Consider the following 14,793-nt stretch of genomic DNA (forward strand, 5'->3'; position numbering starts at 1 on the left):
AAAGGTAATAGCAAAAGATCCGTTAAATAATGATGTAGAAGATAAATCAGGAACGGCGACAACCAATGATGATCCAACAGAAACTCCTGTTGTACAAACCAGTAAAATTACGTTGGTGAAAACGGCAAGTGTTGCGCCAACAGGAGGTTTTAAACTGGGCGATGTTATAACCTATACTTTTAAGGTTAAAAATGAAGGTACCGTCACGTTAAGTAATGTTTCTTTAACAGATGATATTGTGGGAATCACTCCTGTGTTTGTCGCAGCCNCCCCAATGAAGAATGGACCTATACCGCAACCTATACCATTCAGCAGACAGATGTAGACGCAGGCAAGGCAGTAAACACGGCAAAGGTAATAGCAAAAGATCCGTTGAATAATGATGTAGAAGATAAATCAGGAACAGCAACAACCAATGATGATCCAACAGAAACCCCTGTTGTACAAACCAGTAAAATTACGTTGGTGAAAACGGCAAGTGCTGCGCCAGCAGGAGGTTTTAAAGTAGGTGATGTCATAACTTATACATTTAAACTAAAAAATGAGGGGACTGTAACGTTAAAAACTATTGACCTGACCGACAATATGGCGGGGTTAAGTTCAGTTGTTCGTACAGTGGGTACTGGTACAGATTTAGTTCCGGGCGGCGAATGGACTTATACAGCGACTTATACTATAAAACAAGCGGATTTAGTTGCGGGAAAAGTGGTGAACACAGCTAAGGTGATCGCTAAAAACCCATCCAATAATAATGTGGAAGATACATCAGGAACAGCTACTACCAATGATGATCCAACAGAAATAGTTGTATCTCCGAATGTTCCTGTAGCCAATGACGATTCTGCCACCACAGATTTTAATAAAGAAGTTAAAATTAATATAGTAGCTAACGACCAACCTGATGGTTCTCCATTTGATTTAACAAGTGTTGAGATTGTTACTTTGCCTGCAGGCGGAACCGTAGTAGTTAATAGCGATGGAACGGTAACCTATAAACCAAATAGTGGCTTTACAGGTACAGATACATTCACCTATCGTGTTAAAGACCAGAATGGTAATTATACCAATATAGCTACAGTAACCATAACTGTTACCGGTTTCCGTATTCCCAATGTCTTTACTCCAAATGGAGATGGTAAAAACGACACCTTCGTAGTTGTAGGTTTAGGAGATTATGACAGTGCCGAACTGATTGTATTTAACCGTTGGGGAAATGAAGTATTTAAGGACGTTGACTATAAAAATACCTGGGATGGCGGAGGCCTTAATGAAGGAACCTACTACTATATTCTCAAATTGAGAAAGGTAGGGAAAGATGACGTTGTTAAAAAAGGTTGGGTATTGATAAAGAGATAGAAATGTACAGAAGCAGATTATCGGTTATTCTAATAAATCAGAATATGGACAAGCATAATATAAAAAAGATACTACTTGCACTTGGATTGGTGATGACGATGTTGTCGCCAGCCAAAGCGCAGCAGAATATACAGTTTACACAGTATATGTTTAATTCGCTAAGTGTAAACCCCGCTTATGCAGGATATAAAGAAGAGTGGTTTGCTCAAACGGCACTTCGCAATCAGTGGGTAGGTATAGATGGAGCGCCCAAAACAGGTCAACTTTCTGTAGACGGAGTAGTTGATCCGTATCGTAAAAATTTGGGAGTGGGAGTACAGGTAAGTGCAGATAAATTGGCCTCTCAGACGGCAACATCGGCTTATGCAAATCTTGCGTATCGTTTAAGATTAAACAGTGAAGATACACAGCGTTTAAGTTTTGGGATTGGAGCAGGGGTTACACAGTATGGACTTGACGGAACATTATTAACACCTATTGATGATTTAGATAATGCACTGCCATTAGGGAAAATAGGAAACTTTATTCCCGATGTAAGACTTGGTGTTTACTATTATAATCCAACATGGTATATCGGGGCTTCTATGATGGACCTTTTATCAGGAGATAAATCCAATAGCCTTTTCAGATGGGAAGACGGAACAGCAACAAATATTAAACGTAAAAGACATCTTTACCTGATTACCGGTTTCTTATGTAACCTTTCGGATCAGATCAGGTTGCGTCCGGGGTTGTTACTGAAAGAAGAGTTTAAAGGACCAACAACTACAGATGTTAATGCCATGTTTATTTTTAATGATAAATTTTGGTTAGGAGGATCTTACAGAACCAGTTTAGATTTATGGAAAAAAGATTATGATAAAAATCAGGACTTGTCACAAGCAACTGCTATGGCTGCTATAGCGCAGTTTTATGTGACAGAGAAATTAAGGGTAGGTTATTCATACGACTATATGCTTAACGGGTTAAGAGGCCATCAAAATGGGTCACATGAAATTACGATTGGTTATACTTTTTCTAAAGGTGCCAACAGAATCATAAATCCACGTTATTTCTAATCCAGGGTATGTTAAAAATTGAAAAAATGAAAGTGAAAAATATATCAATAACTTTTCTGATCGCATCTATACTAACCGCTGGTACCACACTTTTTGCCCAGGAACAATTAGGACTGCGAGAAAAAGCTAACAAGCTTTATAAAGAATATAATTATGCTTCTGCAGCTATAATCTATCAAAAGTTGGCAGATAAAAATAAACCAAAATTGACTGACCTGGAAAGACTGGCAGATTGTTATCATAAAATGAATGATTATGAAGCTGCAGAAACATGGTACTCCAGAGTGGTTCAGGATCCGAAAAGTGCAACCGAGAATCTTCTGGATTATGGTTCAGTATTAAAAAATAATGGACGTTATGCCGAAGCTAAAGCCATATTGAAAGAGTACGCATCTAAGACCGGAAATACAAAGAGTGTTGCCAATGAAATTGCGGGGTGTGATTCTGCCATTGTTTGGATGGCTAATCCTACCAGGCATCAGATAAAAAATGAGACAGAAATAAATACGTCCCGGGCCGAATTTGGTGTTTTTGCACATAAAGATGGCGTTTATTATGCGGCGCAACCAGACGAAGCTCTTTTGCGTTCTATAGATGGACGTACCGGCAATAGTTTCTTGCGTATATATTCTGCAAAACGTAATGCTAATAATACATTAAATACTCCTTTGTTTGACCATAATCAGGTATTTAACAGAGAGCCCTTACACGTGGGACCTATTACAGGGAATAAAGCAGGAACTGTTTATTACATTACCCGCACCTATTCAGGAAAGAAAAGGGCACAGACACAAGAAGAAGGTAAGAAATATAAAACCAGTAATCTGGAACTTTATATCTATATCCATAATGGAAATGGCTGGGATGTGCAACCATTTAAGTATAATAAAGTCAAAGAATTTTCAGTAGGTCATGCGGCGTTAAGCCCGGACGAAAAGACATTATATTTTGTTTCTGATATGCCGGGAGGTTTAGGCGGAACGGATATTTGGTATTGTGAGCAGCAAACAGACGGCAGCTGGGGAGAGCCTAAAAATGCAGGATCACAAATTAATACAGAGGGGGACGAAATGTTTCCTGTGGTAGCAACAGACGGAACATTTTATTACTCTACAAACGGGTTGCCGGGAATGGGAGGATTGGATGTTTTTACAGCTAAAGGCGAAAAAGGTAAATGGGCATCGGTTAGGAATATGAGGTATCCGGTAAACTCGGCAAATGACGATTTTTCGTATGTACTTATTGGAGATAATGGAATGGGGTATTTATCCTCTAACAGGAAAGGAGGAGCGGGAGATGATGATATTTATTCGTTCAGTATTATCAAATCAAAAATAATTTTAGCATTACAGGGAACAGTATACAACAAGAAAACTTCAGAAGAATTAGCTATGGCAGCTGTTAGTTTAATTTCAGGAAACAACGAGCTTAAAGCTAAGAAATCAAGTAAAGATGACGGAACTTTTTACTTTGAACTTGCGCCAGATACAGATTATACTGTATTGGGGCAAAAAGAAAAGTTTTATGCAGATTCTGTTATGATAAGTACCAAAGGGATTACAGGTTCTGATACCCTGAAAATTACGTTAAGATTAGATCCGCTATTGGAAAAAGGAAAAACCATTAGGTTAGAAAATATCCATTATGATTTTGATAAAGACAATATCCGTGCTGATGCAGCTAAAATTCTGAATGAGTTGGTTCGCACTTTAAGAGATAACCCTACTTTAAAAATTGAATTGGCATCACATACAGATAGTAGAGGAAGCGATGCTTACAATCAGGATTTGTCTCAAAGAAGAGCACAATCAGCGGTTAATTATATAGTGAGCAGGGGCATTGCCAGAGAAAGATTGGTGGCTAAAGGTTATGGCGAAACCCGTTTGTTAAATCGTTGTGCAAACGGAGTGCCTTGTTCTGTTGCCGAGCATCAGGAGAACAGACGCACAGAATTTACTATACTTGAATTTTAAAAAATAAACCTCCTATTTTAACTATATAAGTCATGATTGCTACAGGTTATTCATTAAGTATAGCGGTTATAATAGGAGGCTTAATACTATTCATAATAATAGGTTTGTTAGGAGGATGGGGGGAAAGATTAGATTTCCTATTCTCCTATCTAAAGCAAAATAGCTCTCTTGAGTCTGAATCTGATATGCCAAATGAAGAATTGGAAATTGCATTGGAAGCAAGGGTGGGAAGCTGGGAGATTTATTTACCCACAGGGGCAACGGAATGGACAGAGGAAGTATTTTATATTGTTAATGAACAAAATCAGGTAGACCTAAAAGAACTTATTGGTTTTTATGTGCCCTTTTCTGCCCGCTTGTTTAAAGAACATTATTTAAGTGTGATTGAAACGGGTAAACCAGTAGATATAGATTTGAAGATCTATGATCCAAAAACAGACCGCGAGAAATGGAAAAGAAAAAGAACTTATCCTATAAAAGATCAGAATGGCAAAGTAATTGGCATAAAAGGAGCTCTTCGTAAAATCTCTGAAAAGTAGTTGTACTCAATCAGTAAAACTACTTTTTATCAGAATGGCCCAGTGATTTTTCCGGATTTACAATATCTCTTACCAATTGTTTAAGCTCCTTTATTTCCGGAAAGCGTCCTTCTCTTTTACGGTCAAAAACAATGTTGTCATCAATACTAATGGTGTATCTGCCATTTATTTGGCTTGGCACCAACATAACACTATGGATATCGTCTGTAAAAGTGTTTAACAGTTCTTGCGCCATATAAGCGGCTCTTAACATCCATCCACATTTAGGGCAATATTCTATTTGTATAGCTGGTTTCATTATCTCAAAATTACTTTTAATTCGAAGGATTAGAAAAAATATTGAAAGAATAGATTTTATCAGCAGAAAATTACTCAGATTTGTAGACATGAGTAAAATTCATCCTGTTTTATATGTAATAGGAGCCGGCCCCGGTGATCCCGAATTAATAACCGTAAAGGCACAAAAGGCTTTACAAAAAGCCGATGCTATTTTATATGATAATTTGGCAAGTAAAGAGCTTTTGAATATTGCATCAGAAAGCTGTGAGAAAATATACGTAGGAAAAAAACCTTATGGGGAATATACCCCTCAGGAAGAAATTCTGACTTTGATCAAAACAAAAGCCTTTGAAAAAGGAAATGTTGTTCGTTTAAAAGGTGGCGATCCATTTATTTTTGGACGTGGATTTGAAGAAATCCTGTATGCAAGAGAACAAGGAATAGAAACACATTTTATTCCTGGCATAAGTTCTATGCAGGCTTTAGGATTTGAAGATATTCCTCTTACCCATCGTTCTGTAAGTGAAAGTATTTGGGTAGTAACCGGCACTAAAAAAGACGGTGCTTTATCTGATGATCTTAAACTGGCCATGCAGAGCAAAGCAACGGTTATTATTTATATGGGAATGAAAAAAGCGGTTCAGATTGCAGAAACGTATATTGCAGAAGGCAGAGGAGATACTGCTGTAGCCGTAGTGCAAAATGCGTCTTTACCACATAAAAAATCGGTAAAAGGAGCAGTCAAAGATTTGGTGAAGCTTATAGAAGATAACCAGCTTACTCATCCCGCATTAATTGTGATTGGAAAGGTTGTAGCCTTAGGCCTTTAATTTTTTAGGGAAAATTAATCTTGTATCAAAGCCTGGGGATTGGGAATAAAGTTTAAAAACTTTTCAAAATTGTTTTTGTAAGCATCTTCGTTCAGTTTGTAAAAGAAAGCTCCTTTTTTGGAGTTGAGTTTATCCTTTTCCTGTAGTTTAATAAGTAAACCTGTAGACATTAGTTTTCTGCTGAAATTACGCTTGTCCAGTTCAGAGTCGTATACTTTTTCGTAAAGAGTCTGTATCTGAGGAATGGTGAATTTACTTGGTAACAATTCAAATAATATAGGGTGCAATGCCGCTTTATAGCGTAGCTTTTCCAAAGCAATCTCTATCATTTTGGTATGGTCGAATATTAAATCAGGAATTTCCTTAATATCAATCCATTCCGCGTGGTATAAATCAGAAATCTGGGTTTGATATTTATTAATATCAATAAAAGCATAGTAACCAATACTGATAGTACGTTCAATAGGGTCGCGTCCAACATCTCCAAAAACCTCAGTTTGCTCCATGTAAATGTTTTCTAAGCCGGTAAGCTCAAATAAAACTCTTGTAGCAGCTTCAGATGGAGTTTCTTCAGGCTGTACAAAACCACCCATTACACTCCATTTATCTTTCTCTGGTTCAAAACCTCTTTTAATCAACAGGACCTTTAAATGTTCACCATCAAAACCAAAAATAGTACAATCTACGGCAACTAAGATGCGGGTTTGCTTAGAATATTTTCTCATTATACGTGAAGTGCCAAATAATACGTTAAAAATAAAAGTAGCTTTTTGTTTTTAAAAAGTTATGTGCAAATTAAAATCAAAAATCACGAAAAACCTCAAATTAAGTGTTTTTAATACGTTTAATTGTCGTGTATTTGTTTTACATTTAGATTTTGTTTGTAAAAAGTTGCTTAATACCAAACCAAATATATCATCATGAAGAAACTATTTTTGAATTTGTTTACTGCAGTGATTATTCTTTCAGCTGCATCTTGTAACAATAACCAGAAAAAATCACAAACAACAGACTCCACTCAAACCCATGCAGGGATTGTAGAGCTTGACGAAGCAAGCTTTGAATCTACCATAGAAGGTAAGAAAGTGGGGTTGTACACCTTGAAAAATAAAAATAACATGTCGGTATCCATAACCAATTATGGCGGACGGATAATTAGTATAGTGGTACCTAATAAAGAAGGTGGATTTACTGATGTGTCTTTGGGATACGATAAATTGGAAGAATATGCTAAAACCGGAGATGGTTTTTTCGGTGCATTAATTGGACGTTACGGAAACAGAATAGGGAAGTCTATGTTTGTTTTAGACGGAAAAACTTACCAGTTAGAAGCTAACGATGGAAATAATAGCTTACATGGTGGCGTAAATGGTTTTTATGCTAAAGTTTGGGATGTAGATCAGGTGACTGAAAATGCTATAACATTAACTTATCTTTCTCAAGATGGTGAAGCGGGATATCCCGGTAACCTGAAAACAAAAGTAGTGTATTCTCTGGAAGATGATAATTCGCTGAAAATAGTTTACGAGGCAACTACCGATAAAAATACGGTTGTAAATCTAACAAATCACGCTTATTTCAATCTTAATGGAGAAGGAGATTCAACTATTCTTGATCATGAACTGACTATACAGGCGGATAAAATTACTCCGGTAAATGAAACTTTAATTCCTACCGGAGAATTGATGGATGTAGCAGGTACTCCTTTCGATTTTAATAAACCAACTTTGATTGGCGAAAGAATAGATCAGGACAATCAACAATTGAAATACGGAAAAGGATACGACCACAACTGGGTATTGAAAAAGGAAAAAGGATTGCAGACCGTTGCATCTGTTTATGCACCAAAAACGGGAATCCAGATGGATGTGATTACCGAGGAGCCTGGTCTGCAGTTTTATAGTGGTAATTTCCTGACAGGGAAAGAGCACAATGCTAAAGGAAAAAAAGCTTATCCGTTACGTTCTGCATTTTGTTTAGAAACGCAACATTTTCCAGATTCACCTAACCATCCGGACTTTCCGTCAACAGAGTTAAAGCCAGGTGAAACCTATAAAACCACAACCGTTTATAAGTTTTCGGTAAAATAAAAACCAGAAATATCAAAAGCCAATGTAAAACGTTTATTACTTTTATATTGGCTTTTGTTGTTAAAATAAGTTTGTAATGAGAGATCTTAATAGTGTCAGAAACTTTTTTGTTCCGCTAGATTATAAAGATAGTTGTCACTTTATAGTGCTGGAAAATAAAGCTCGTACGCAAATAGGTATTAGCGATTATGGTGCAAGAATTACACATTTTGTTGTAAATACAGAAGAGGATCCGGTAGATATTGTACTAGGGTTTGATAAACTGGAAGATTATTTCAACGCTAAGGAAAAATATCATGGAGTAAGTGTTGGACCTTACGCTAATAGAATAGCGAATGGGAAATTCAATCTTAATGGAAAAGAATATACTTTAATCCAGAATAACGGAACAAACTGTTTACATGGAGGAAACATTGGTTTTCATAATAGGTTCTGGAATGTGGAAGAGCAAACTAAAAACGCTGTTACTTTAAGTTTGCTAACCGAAGAGGGAGAAGAAGGATTTCCTGGTGGACTGACTGTAAAAGTGAAATATACGTTAGGCGAGGACAACGATCTGACTATCGAATATTTTGCGGAGAGTAAATATGATACACCGCTAAATTTAACCAACCATGCTTACTTTAATCTAAATGGTGCCGAAAAAAATAATATTACGGATCATCTTATAAAAATAAATGCTCACAAATTTGCCGTGGTTGATGGCGATTGTATCCCAACCGGAGAGCTTAGAGAGGTAAGTAAAACACCATTTGATTTTAGAGAAGAGAAAGCTATATCCAGAGATATTAATGCAGAAGATGAACAGTTGACCATAGGGAAAGGTTACGATCATTCTTTTCATTTTAAAGATGATAATAATGCCGATTTAATTTTTGTAGCATCGGCAAAAGGAGATATTTCTGGTATTGCATTAGAGGTTTATACTACTGAACCAGCCATGCAGTTTTATACAGGTAATTATCTGGGAAGTGGAGATGTAGGTAAAGGAAAAGTAACTTATAAAGACAGAAGCGGTTTCTGCTTTGAGACCCAACATCATCCGGATTCACCTAACAGATTGGAATTTCCTTCAACGATATTAAAAGCAGGAGATAAATTCTATTCGAAAACTATCTATAAGGTGGTATTGAGATGATTTGAAAAGATGAAGAGCGTGTCCGAAATTTACTGATTGAGATCATGAGTGTTACTTAGGCGAACATTTCGATCTTGCTACCATTGACGTTATTTACAAAAATCTCACAATCAAGCATTTTGGTTCTTACCTCTCCGGCCTCTTGACCGGCCAGGTCAAGTTCCTTTTATTCATGGTTTTTATTTGTTTTTTAAAAAGTATTCATGAATGCTTCGCATGTTCCCTCAAAAAGGAACCAAAAACTCTCCGCTATGCCCAATTCTTTGAAAGATTCTACTTAGGCTTAACCTCTGCCAACCGAATTGTGCTGATGCGGAATTTAAGCAGAACGGTTGAACCTGCTTTAGCTTGATTACCGAAATACAATTCAAAAGTCATTTTATATTGATTTATATTACAATATATTCAGCCTCAATGTGACAACTCCAACTTTTGGGATATTTACTTCATCTTTTCTAATACCATACTTTTTATAAATGATAACCCTGGCTATGCATTTCAGTAGCCAGCAAACGGTTATATTTTTCCGGGTCTAAAGGATAATCCCAACATCCTAAATTATGGTGTATTTTTCCTCCAAAACCAGTTTTAAACTTGTATAAGCCGTATAATGGATGCGAAATATCTGCTTTAGGCGCAACGCCGAAAAAATCATATTCTGTACATCCTTTACTTCTGGCTAAATTAATAGCTTCCCATTGTAAAGCGTAAGTAGCCATTAAATTACGGTTAGCAGAAGAAGATGCGCCGTAAAGATAAGTGCCTCTATTTCCGGAAATTACCAGAAACATCGCGGCAAGGGGCAGACCATCGTATTCTGCAATCAACAATTCTACATCAGCGGGTGAGCTGGTGTCTTCAGCTCGAGCATTCAGTACGCTTCTGAAATATTCTATACCGTTAATAGTTATTTTGTTTCTTACCGCTGTATCCTGGTAAAGTGCGTACCAGATATCCAGTTTGTCCAAACCAGCCCTTTGGATAGTTACTCCTTTTCTAAAAGAAAGGTTAATGTTGTATCTGGTTTTGGGTTTCATAGAACCTAACAAATTTGTATTGTCAGATTTCAAGTCAAGAAATATCGTGTTTGAAGGTAAAATATCAGAATTTGCCTTTCTCAGGTTCCAGTTGTTAGTGTCAAAGTTTAACCTGAATTCCTGGTACTTTTTTTCGGGTGGACCTATCCATTGTCCATGTTCGTCAAAATGATCCTCTTCTTTTGCCCAATGCGATCTCCAGGCAAGATCGTAACGGATAAGTATACAGCCTTTAGGTAAATGAGAGCGTAAAATTTCAGAGAGCTCTTCTAAAAACTTCCCTTGATTTTCTTCGTATGGTTCAATTTCAGGACCATAAGGTAAATAAGCAATATAATCTGTTTTATTGATGGGTTGTATCAGTATTAAAAAATCACCATTGGTATAAGTGTATCTTTTAGTTTCATCAAAAATAAAGCTGTTTTCGGTTTTAAACTCAAAAGCTTTGGACGTAAAGCCTTGTTGCTTTTTTACTTCAGACCAAAAAGCTGTTTGCTGAATGACAGAAGTACTGTAAACCTCTTTCAGATCCTTTTGTGTTAATACTAAACTCATCACTCTAAAATTTGGGGCAAATAAAGCCATTAAAAAACTATTTGTCCAGTAGGGGCGTCAGGAAGTAAATGAAATTTTACCTTTTGTCAGAAAACCACAGATATATGACGGAATTATGATGAATACAATGGGGCGCTGTTTATAAAATCCTTATCAAATTTTATTGTTAATCTTCAGTTTACACATCGTTGTATTTTACTGTTTAATTTTGGTTAGCAGATAATTTTGCTCATTAATAATATTATCAATAATTTGAACCAAAGTTTTACCGATAGCAAATAGTTTATGAGCACAGTAAATATTCCTCGTTTAGACCTTTCAAAATACATACAAGGCACTCCTGAAGAGAAGACACAGTTTTCTAATGATATAGGGAAAGCTTTTAATGAAACCGGTTTTGTAACCATTACCAATCATGGTTTAAGTGCGCAGTTAATAGAACAACTGTACAAACAGGTTAAGGCATTTTTTGATTTACCGGAGGAAACTAAACTGAAATACCAGAAAGTAGAGTTGGCGGGGCAGCGTGGTTACACGACTAAAGGAAGAGAGAAAGCAAAAGATGCTAAAACACCGGACTTGAAGGAGTTTTGGCAGACTGGTCAGTATTTAGAAGGTGAAGATAATATAGACAAAGCTAATTATCCGGATAATTTGATGGTGGAAGAGATCTCCGATTTCAATGATATAACCAAAGAGACTTATAAAAAACTGGAAAAAGCGGGAAAACATATTCTAAATGCTATTGCTGTTTATTTGAACTTACCAGAAAATTATTTTGAAGATAAAGTACACAATGGAAACTCCATTTTAAGGGCCATACATTATTTCCCTATTTTAAACCCCGACAGTTTACCTGCAGATGCAGTTAGGGCGGGTGCACATGAAGATATCAATCTGATTACGTTATTGATTGGAGCGAGTGCCGATGGATTGGAAGTTTTAACAAGAGAAGGGAATTGGTTTCCTATTAAGGCGCAGGGGGAAGATATTGTGGTAAATGTAGGAGATATGTTGCAAAGGCTAACTAATAACAAGTTGAAATCTACCACACACCGGGTTGTAAATCCACCAAGAGAATTGATGAAAACTTCCAGATACTCAGTGCCATTTTTTCTGCATCCAAAAGCAAATATGGACTTAACATGTTTAAATTCATGTGTGGATGAGCAACACCCTAAACTTTATGAAAGTATTACTGCAGGAGAGTATTTAGACGAACGATTAAGAGAAATAGGTTTAAAAATGTAGACTTAATATCAAGATATCAATGTGTAGTATTGGGTGATTGTAGCGAAAGATGTATTCAGGAAAGATAAATAAATTACTTTTCTTCGTTAAGAGCCTTTTCTATCTGTTCGTAAATCTCAATTAACCTTTTGTAATTTGAATTTTGTTTATGGAATAAAAACGAGGTGTGGATTTTTTGTACTTCTAATTTGTTAATGTGGATAGTTATAGTGTTATCTATCTTTACAATTACCTCTCTATATTTTGAATTTTTGTACCATCTGTCAAAAACTTTATACCTTGTTAGTGCTTTATTGTGATCATCAGAACAAACATAAATTAGAGAATTTTCAATTTTATGAAAGAATTGTTCAATAATATATTCAATTGTTTTTGAGACTTTGGCGTCATAAGGCTCAAGATTATTACTTGCTTTTTCAATAATCAATTGGAAGATATTGGGGATTTTTTCACCGGAAATGGTTGAAAATGTTTCGTCAACAATAAAAGCAACTCTATATAAAATGTTGTTTTTAGTTACGAATTATAGGTGTTGGTTATATCATCGAAGACGAAGTTATAATGGTTTTGCAAATTTAATACCTTTCTCAGTTAATGTTTGGATAGAGGTTTTTCCCTTGATGTATGAGCGCACAATTTCCTTGTCAGCAGCCATTTTAGATACTGATTTTATAATTGTTTCTTTTTTTATATCTTGCTTTTGCATAGCATTCAAAGATACTAATTATTTTTTATTGAGAGGAAACCGTCGGTTAAGGTGAATATACTGGAAGATATTGATAATAATAAAGAAATGAGTTTGTGCTTTTTAAAATATAGCAGCTTGTCAATATTGAATCAAGATTTCATCTCATTCATGATTGCGGAGTATAGTTCTCCGGCCTTTTGACTGCCAATAACATATACCAATCCACCCCTGTCGGTAAGTTTTACAGCGTCTTTTCCACCTGCGTAAAATCTAATAGTACCTTTTTTGTGGAGATTATAAACAGGGTTATTGATGAAAAAAGAACTGTATTCGGTTTTTTCTACTTTCACTACACTATTTAGGTCTATTTTAACCAGTCTGGTAGTCCATAAACCATCCAGTAGCACAGCTTTGTTTTTTACAACTGTTCTGAAATGTAATATAAATAGCATAATTACACTGGCAAGTAAAATAGCACAGCCAACCAATAGTAAAAGTTCGCCGTTCATGTCCTTGTTTTCGGTCCAGTAGTAAGCAATAAAACAGAAAAAGGCCATTACTAAACGTATGCTTATAAAGATATAATCTCTACCCAGATATTGTTTTTCGTGAAAAGTATATTCCTCTGTCATGCTCTTTCGCTTTTGATTTCGAAGGTAGTTATTTTTTTAGTATCATTTTCAATTTTAAAGCGGTTATCTGAACGGTATCCCGCAATCCAGATAATTTTATCATCTCCGTTAATCAGAATAGGGATACTCCCTTTTAAAGACAAAGGAACTTTTTCCTGAATAAAGAAATCGCTGATTTTCTTCATGCCTTTCATCCCGAAAGGGGTAAACTTATCGCCTTCTTTCCAATATCTTATTTTTAGAGGGAATATTAATTTATGAGTAGGAACATAGCATTTGTGCTGATTACTAAAATCTATTTCATCCACATGTTGTTGGATGACCCTCAGAGTATGATGATCAAATAAAATCAGGTCTTCTGTTTGGCCAAACTCCAATTGCTTGTGGTGATCCTGTGGGGTGATAGGATAAAGAAAAATATAATCTCGGTCTATCTGTATCTCAAATTTTTCTGAACGGAATATTTTTCCAGGTATCCCTTCCAACGCATTAATTAAATCAGATACCGTTGCTTTGTTAAAACCATAAGAAAATAGCAATTCCGATAATACAAACGATTTAGATCTTAGCTTTCTGATTTTTGCAATTTCTATTTTAAATCCACTGACAGAAGATTCTATCAGATAATGTCTGTAGTCTTCTATTTCCTGGTTGATAAATTGTTCCAACGCAGAGAAATATTCTATGTTTTTCTGAAACGTTTCTTCCAATGACGGGTTTATCTCCCGCATTTCGGGAATAATATTCAAGCGGATTTTGTTTCTTGCATATTTTGCAGAGGCATTAGAGCTGTCTTCCACAAAGTTGTAAGATTGAGATGTTATAATATCTTCAATGTTTTCTCGGGTAAAACACATTAAAGGCCTGATGATATTTTCCCTGCTATTTTTAATGCCATGTAAGCCTGCTATACCGGTACCTCTGATAAGATTCAGAATAACAGTTTCCATAGCATCGTTCTGATGTTGGGCAACAGCTACTTTTTCGTACCGAAATTCCTGACATAAGTCATCGAAAAAATCATAACGAAGATCTCTTGCCGCCATCTGAATACTTATTTTATGCTCGTTAGCATAAGCTTCGGTATCAAAATGGATAATATGGATAGGTACATTGAGCAATAAGGCAAGGTTTTTTACAAATTGTTCATCTCTGTTAGACTCAGCTGCCCTGAGGTGGAAGTTGCAATGGGCAATAGCAAAATTAAATCCAGCCAGTTTAAACAAGTGTGCCATCACTACAGAATCTTTTCCGCCACTAACGGCAAGCAAAATAGTCGCATCTTTGTTAAATAACTCGTATTTATCAATATAATTTTTGAAAGTTTGCAATTGTGATAACATCAGTCAAAATTAAACGTTTAAAAT

The 14,793-nt window shown here is 35.9% G+C and carries 16 protein-coding genes; 9 read left to right on the forward strand and 7 right to left on the reverse strand.

All coding sequences use genetic code 11. The features are described from left to right. The first annotated feature begins 115 nt into the window (after window positions 1-115). From ACFSAH_RS19845 to ACFSAH_RS05015, 5 genes are read left to right on the forward strand one after another with little or no spacing between them, the layout of a single operon-like run. Window positions 116-325 (forward strand): DUF7507 domain-containing protein, encoded by a 210-nt coding sequence (locus ACFSAH_RS19845; protein WP_465269665.1) that lies wholly within the window; start codon window positions 116-118, stop codon window positions 323-325. Between the two features lie 47 nt (window positions 326-372). After that, window positions 373-1,356, forward strand: coding sequence for a DUF7507 domain-containing protein (locus ACFSAH_RS05000; RefSeq protein ID WP_379661606.1), 984 nt, complete (start codon window positions 373-375; stop codon window positions 1,354-1,356). Window positions 1,357-1,400: 44 nt separating this feature from the next. After that, on the forward strand, window positions 1,401-2,414 hold the full coding sequence (locus tag ACFSAH_RS05005; protein ID WP_379661607.1) for a PorP/SprF family type IX secretion system membrane protein: 1,014 nt from the start codon (window positions 1,401-1,403) through the stop codon (window positions 2,412-2,414). A gap of 26 nt (window positions 2,415-2,440) precedes the next feature. Next, window positions 2,441-4,387, forward strand: coding sequence for an OmpA family protein (locus tag ACFSAH_RS05010; RefSeq protein WP_379661608.1), 1,947 nt, complete (start codon window positions 2,441-2,443; stop codon window positions 4,385-4,387). A gap of 32 nt (window positions 4,388-4,419) precedes the next feature. After that, window positions 4,420-4,926 (forward strand): hypothetical protein, encoded by a 507-nt coding sequence (locus ACFSAH_RS05015; RefSeq protein ID WP_379661609.1) that lies wholly within the window; start codon window positions 4,420-4,422, stop codon window positions 4,924-4,926. A 19-nt stretch (window positions 4,927-4,945) separates the two neighbouring features. Here ACFSAH_RS05015 and ACFSAH_RS05020 read toward each other — a convergent pair whose 3' ends face one another. Continuing rightward, complete coding sequence (locus tag ACFSAH_RS05020) at window positions 4,946-5,224, reverse strand: Rdx family protein (protein WP_379661610.1); 279 nt, start codon at window positions 5,222-5,224, stop codon at window positions 4,946-4,948. A gap of 88 nt (window positions 5,225-5,312) precedes the next feature. On the opposite strand from ACFSAH_RS05020, the gene cobA reads away from it, so the two are divergent. Then, window positions 5,313-6,035, forward strand: a complete 723-nt coding sequence (gene cobA, locus ACFSAH_RS05025) for a uroporphyrinogen-III C-methyltransferase (protein ID WP_379661611.1) — start codon at window positions 5,313-5,315, stop codon at window positions 6,033-6,035. Window positions 6,036-6,049: 14 nt separating this feature from the next. Here the strand turns inward: cobA and ACFSAH_RS05030 are convergent, their stop codons facing one another. Next, the gene (locus tag ACFSAH_RS05030; protein WP_379661612.1) at window positions 6,050-6,760 is read right to left on the reverse strand and encodes an NUDIX hydrolase; all 711 of its coding nucleotides are present in this window, start codon (window positions 6,758-6,760) and stop codon (window positions 6,050-6,052) included. 195 nt (window positions 6,761-6,955) lie between these two features. Between ACFSAH_RS05030 and ACFSAH_RS05035 the strand changes: the two genes are divergently transcribed. Next, window positions 6,956-8,125 carry an aldose epimerase family protein gene (locus tag ACFSAH_RS05035; protein ID WP_379661613.1) on the forward strand — a complete coding sequence of 390 codons (1,170 nt, stop codon included), beginning with the start codon at window positions 6,956-6,958 and terminating at the stop codon, window positions 8,123-8,125. 76 nt (window positions 8,126-8,201) lie between these two features. Further along, window positions 8,202-9,263, forward strand: coding sequence for an aldose epimerase family protein (locus tag ACFSAH_RS05040; protein ID WP_379661614.1), 1,062 nt, complete (start codon window positions 8,202-8,204; stop codon window positions 9,261-9,263). A 470-nt stretch (window positions 9,264-9,733) separates the two neighbouring features. Here the strand turns inward: ACFSAH_RS05040 and ACFSAH_RS05045 are convergent, their stop codons facing one another. Continuing rightward, window positions 9,734-10,855, reverse strand: a complete 1,122-nt coding sequence (locus ACFSAH_RS05045; protein ID WP_379661615.1) for a lipid II:glycine glycyltransferase FemX — start codon at window positions 10,853-10,855, stop codon at window positions 9,734-9,736. Between the two features lie 285 nt (window positions 10,856-11,140). Between ACFSAH_RS05045 and ACFSAH_RS05050 the strand changes: the two genes are divergently transcribed. Next, window positions 11,141-12,106 carry an isopenicillin N synthase family dioxygenase gene (locus tag ACFSAH_RS05050; protein ID WP_379661616.1) on the forward strand — a complete coding sequence of 322 codons (966 nt, stop codon included), beginning with the start codon at window positions 11,141-11,143 and terminating at the stop codon, window positions 12,104-12,106. 73 nt (window positions 12,107-12,179) lie between these two features. Here the strand turns inward: ACFSAH_RS05050 and ACFSAH_RS05055 are convergent, their stop codons facing one another. The 4 genes from ACFSAH_RS05055 to tilS form a co-directional block, all read right to left on the reverse strand. Next, window positions 12,180-12,533, reverse strand: coding sequence for a DUF6169 family protein (locus ACFSAH_RS05055; RefSeq protein ID WP_379661617.1), 354 nt, complete (start codon window positions 12,531-12,533; stop codon window positions 12,180-12,182). Between the two features lie 129 nt (window positions 12,534-12,662). Continuing rightward, a complete protein-coding gene (locus ACFSAH_RS05060) occupies window positions 12,663-12,812 on the reverse strand; it encodes a hypothetical protein (RefSeq protein ID WP_379661618.1) in 150 nt (49 codons plus the stop codon). 131 nt (window positions 12,813-12,943) lie between these two features. Continuing rightward, window positions 12,944-13,426, reverse strand: a complete 483-nt coding sequence (locus tag ACFSAH_RS05065; protein ID WP_379661619.1) for a hypothetical protein — start codon at window positions 13,424-13,426, stop codon at window positions 12,944-12,946. Beyond that, window positions 13,423-14,769 (reverse strand): tRNA lysidine(34) synthetase TilS, encoded by a 1,347-nt coding sequence (gene tilS, locus ACFSAH_RS05070; protein ID WP_379661620.1) that lies wholly within the window; start codon window positions 14,767-14,769, stop codon window positions 13,423-13,425. The genes ACFSAH_RS05065 and tilS overlap by 4 nt, the downstream gene beginning before the upstream one ends. Window positions 14,770-14,793: the final 24 nt, after the last annotated feature.

The sequence above is a fragment of the Pseudopedobacter beijingensis genome (genome assembly GCF_042678145.1).
GTDB lineage: Bacteria > Bacteroidota > Bacteroidia > Sphingobacteriales > Sphingobacteriaceae > Pseudopedobacter > Pseudopedobacter beijingensis.

What these genes read in the sequence shown, in the direction of transcription:
- ACFSAH_RS05005 (WP_379661607.1), top strand. Translation starts at nt 1,401, where the DNA reads ATGGACAAGCATAATATAAAAAAGATACTACTTGCACTTGGATTGGTG.
- ACFSAH_RS05010 (WP_379661608.1), top strand. Translation starts at nt 2,441, where the DNA reads ATGAAAGTGAAAAATATATCAATAACTTTTCTGATCGCATCTATACTA.
- ACFSAH_RS05015 (WP_379661609.1), top strand. Translation starts at nt 4,420, where the DNA reads ATGATTGCTACAGGTTATTCATTAAGTATAGCGGTTATAATAGGAGGC.
- ACFSAH_RS05020 (WP_379661610.1), bottom strand. Translation starts at nt 5,224, where the DNA reads ATGAAACCAGCTATACAAATAGAATATTGCCCTAAATGTGGATGGATG.
- cobA (WP_379661611.1), top strand. Translation starts at nt 5,313, where the DNA reads ATGAGTAAAATTCATCCTGTTTTATATGTAATAGGAGCCGGCCCCGGT.
- ACFSAH_RS05030 (WP_379661612.1), bottom strand. Translation starts at nt 6,760, where the DNA reads ATGAGAAAATATTCTAAGCAAACCCGCATCTTAGTTGCCGTAGATTGT.
- ACFSAH_RS05035 (WP_379661613.1), top strand. Translation starts at nt 6,956, where the DNA reads ATGAAGAAACTATTTTTGAATTTGTTTACTGCAGTGATTATTCTTTCA.
- ACFSAH_RS05040 (WP_379661614.1), top strand. Translation starts at nt 8,202, where the DNA reads ATGAGAGATCTTAATAGTGTCAGAAACTTTTTTGTTCCGCTAGATTAT.
- ACFSAH_RS05045 (WP_379661615.1), bottom strand. Translation starts at nt 10,855, where the DNA reads ATGAGTTTAGTATTAACACAAAAGGATCTGAAAGAGGTTTACAGTACT.
- ACFSAH_RS05050 (WP_379661616.1), top strand. Translation starts at nt 11,141, where the DNA reads ATGAGCACAGTAAATATTCCTCGTTTAGACCTTTCAAAATACATACAA.
- ACFSAH_RS05060 (WP_379661618.1), bottom strand. Translation starts at nt 12,812, where the DNA reads ATGCAAAAGCAAGATATAAAAAAAGAAACAATTATAAAATCAGTATCT.
- ACFSAH_RS05065 (WP_379661619.1), bottom strand. Translation starts at nt 13,426, where the DNA reads ATGACAGAGGAATATACTTTTCACGAAAAACAATATCTGGGTAGAGAT.
- tilS (WP_379661620.1), bottom strand. Translation starts at nt 14,769, where the DNA reads ATGTTATCACAATTGCAAACTTTCAAAAATTATATTGATAAATACGAG.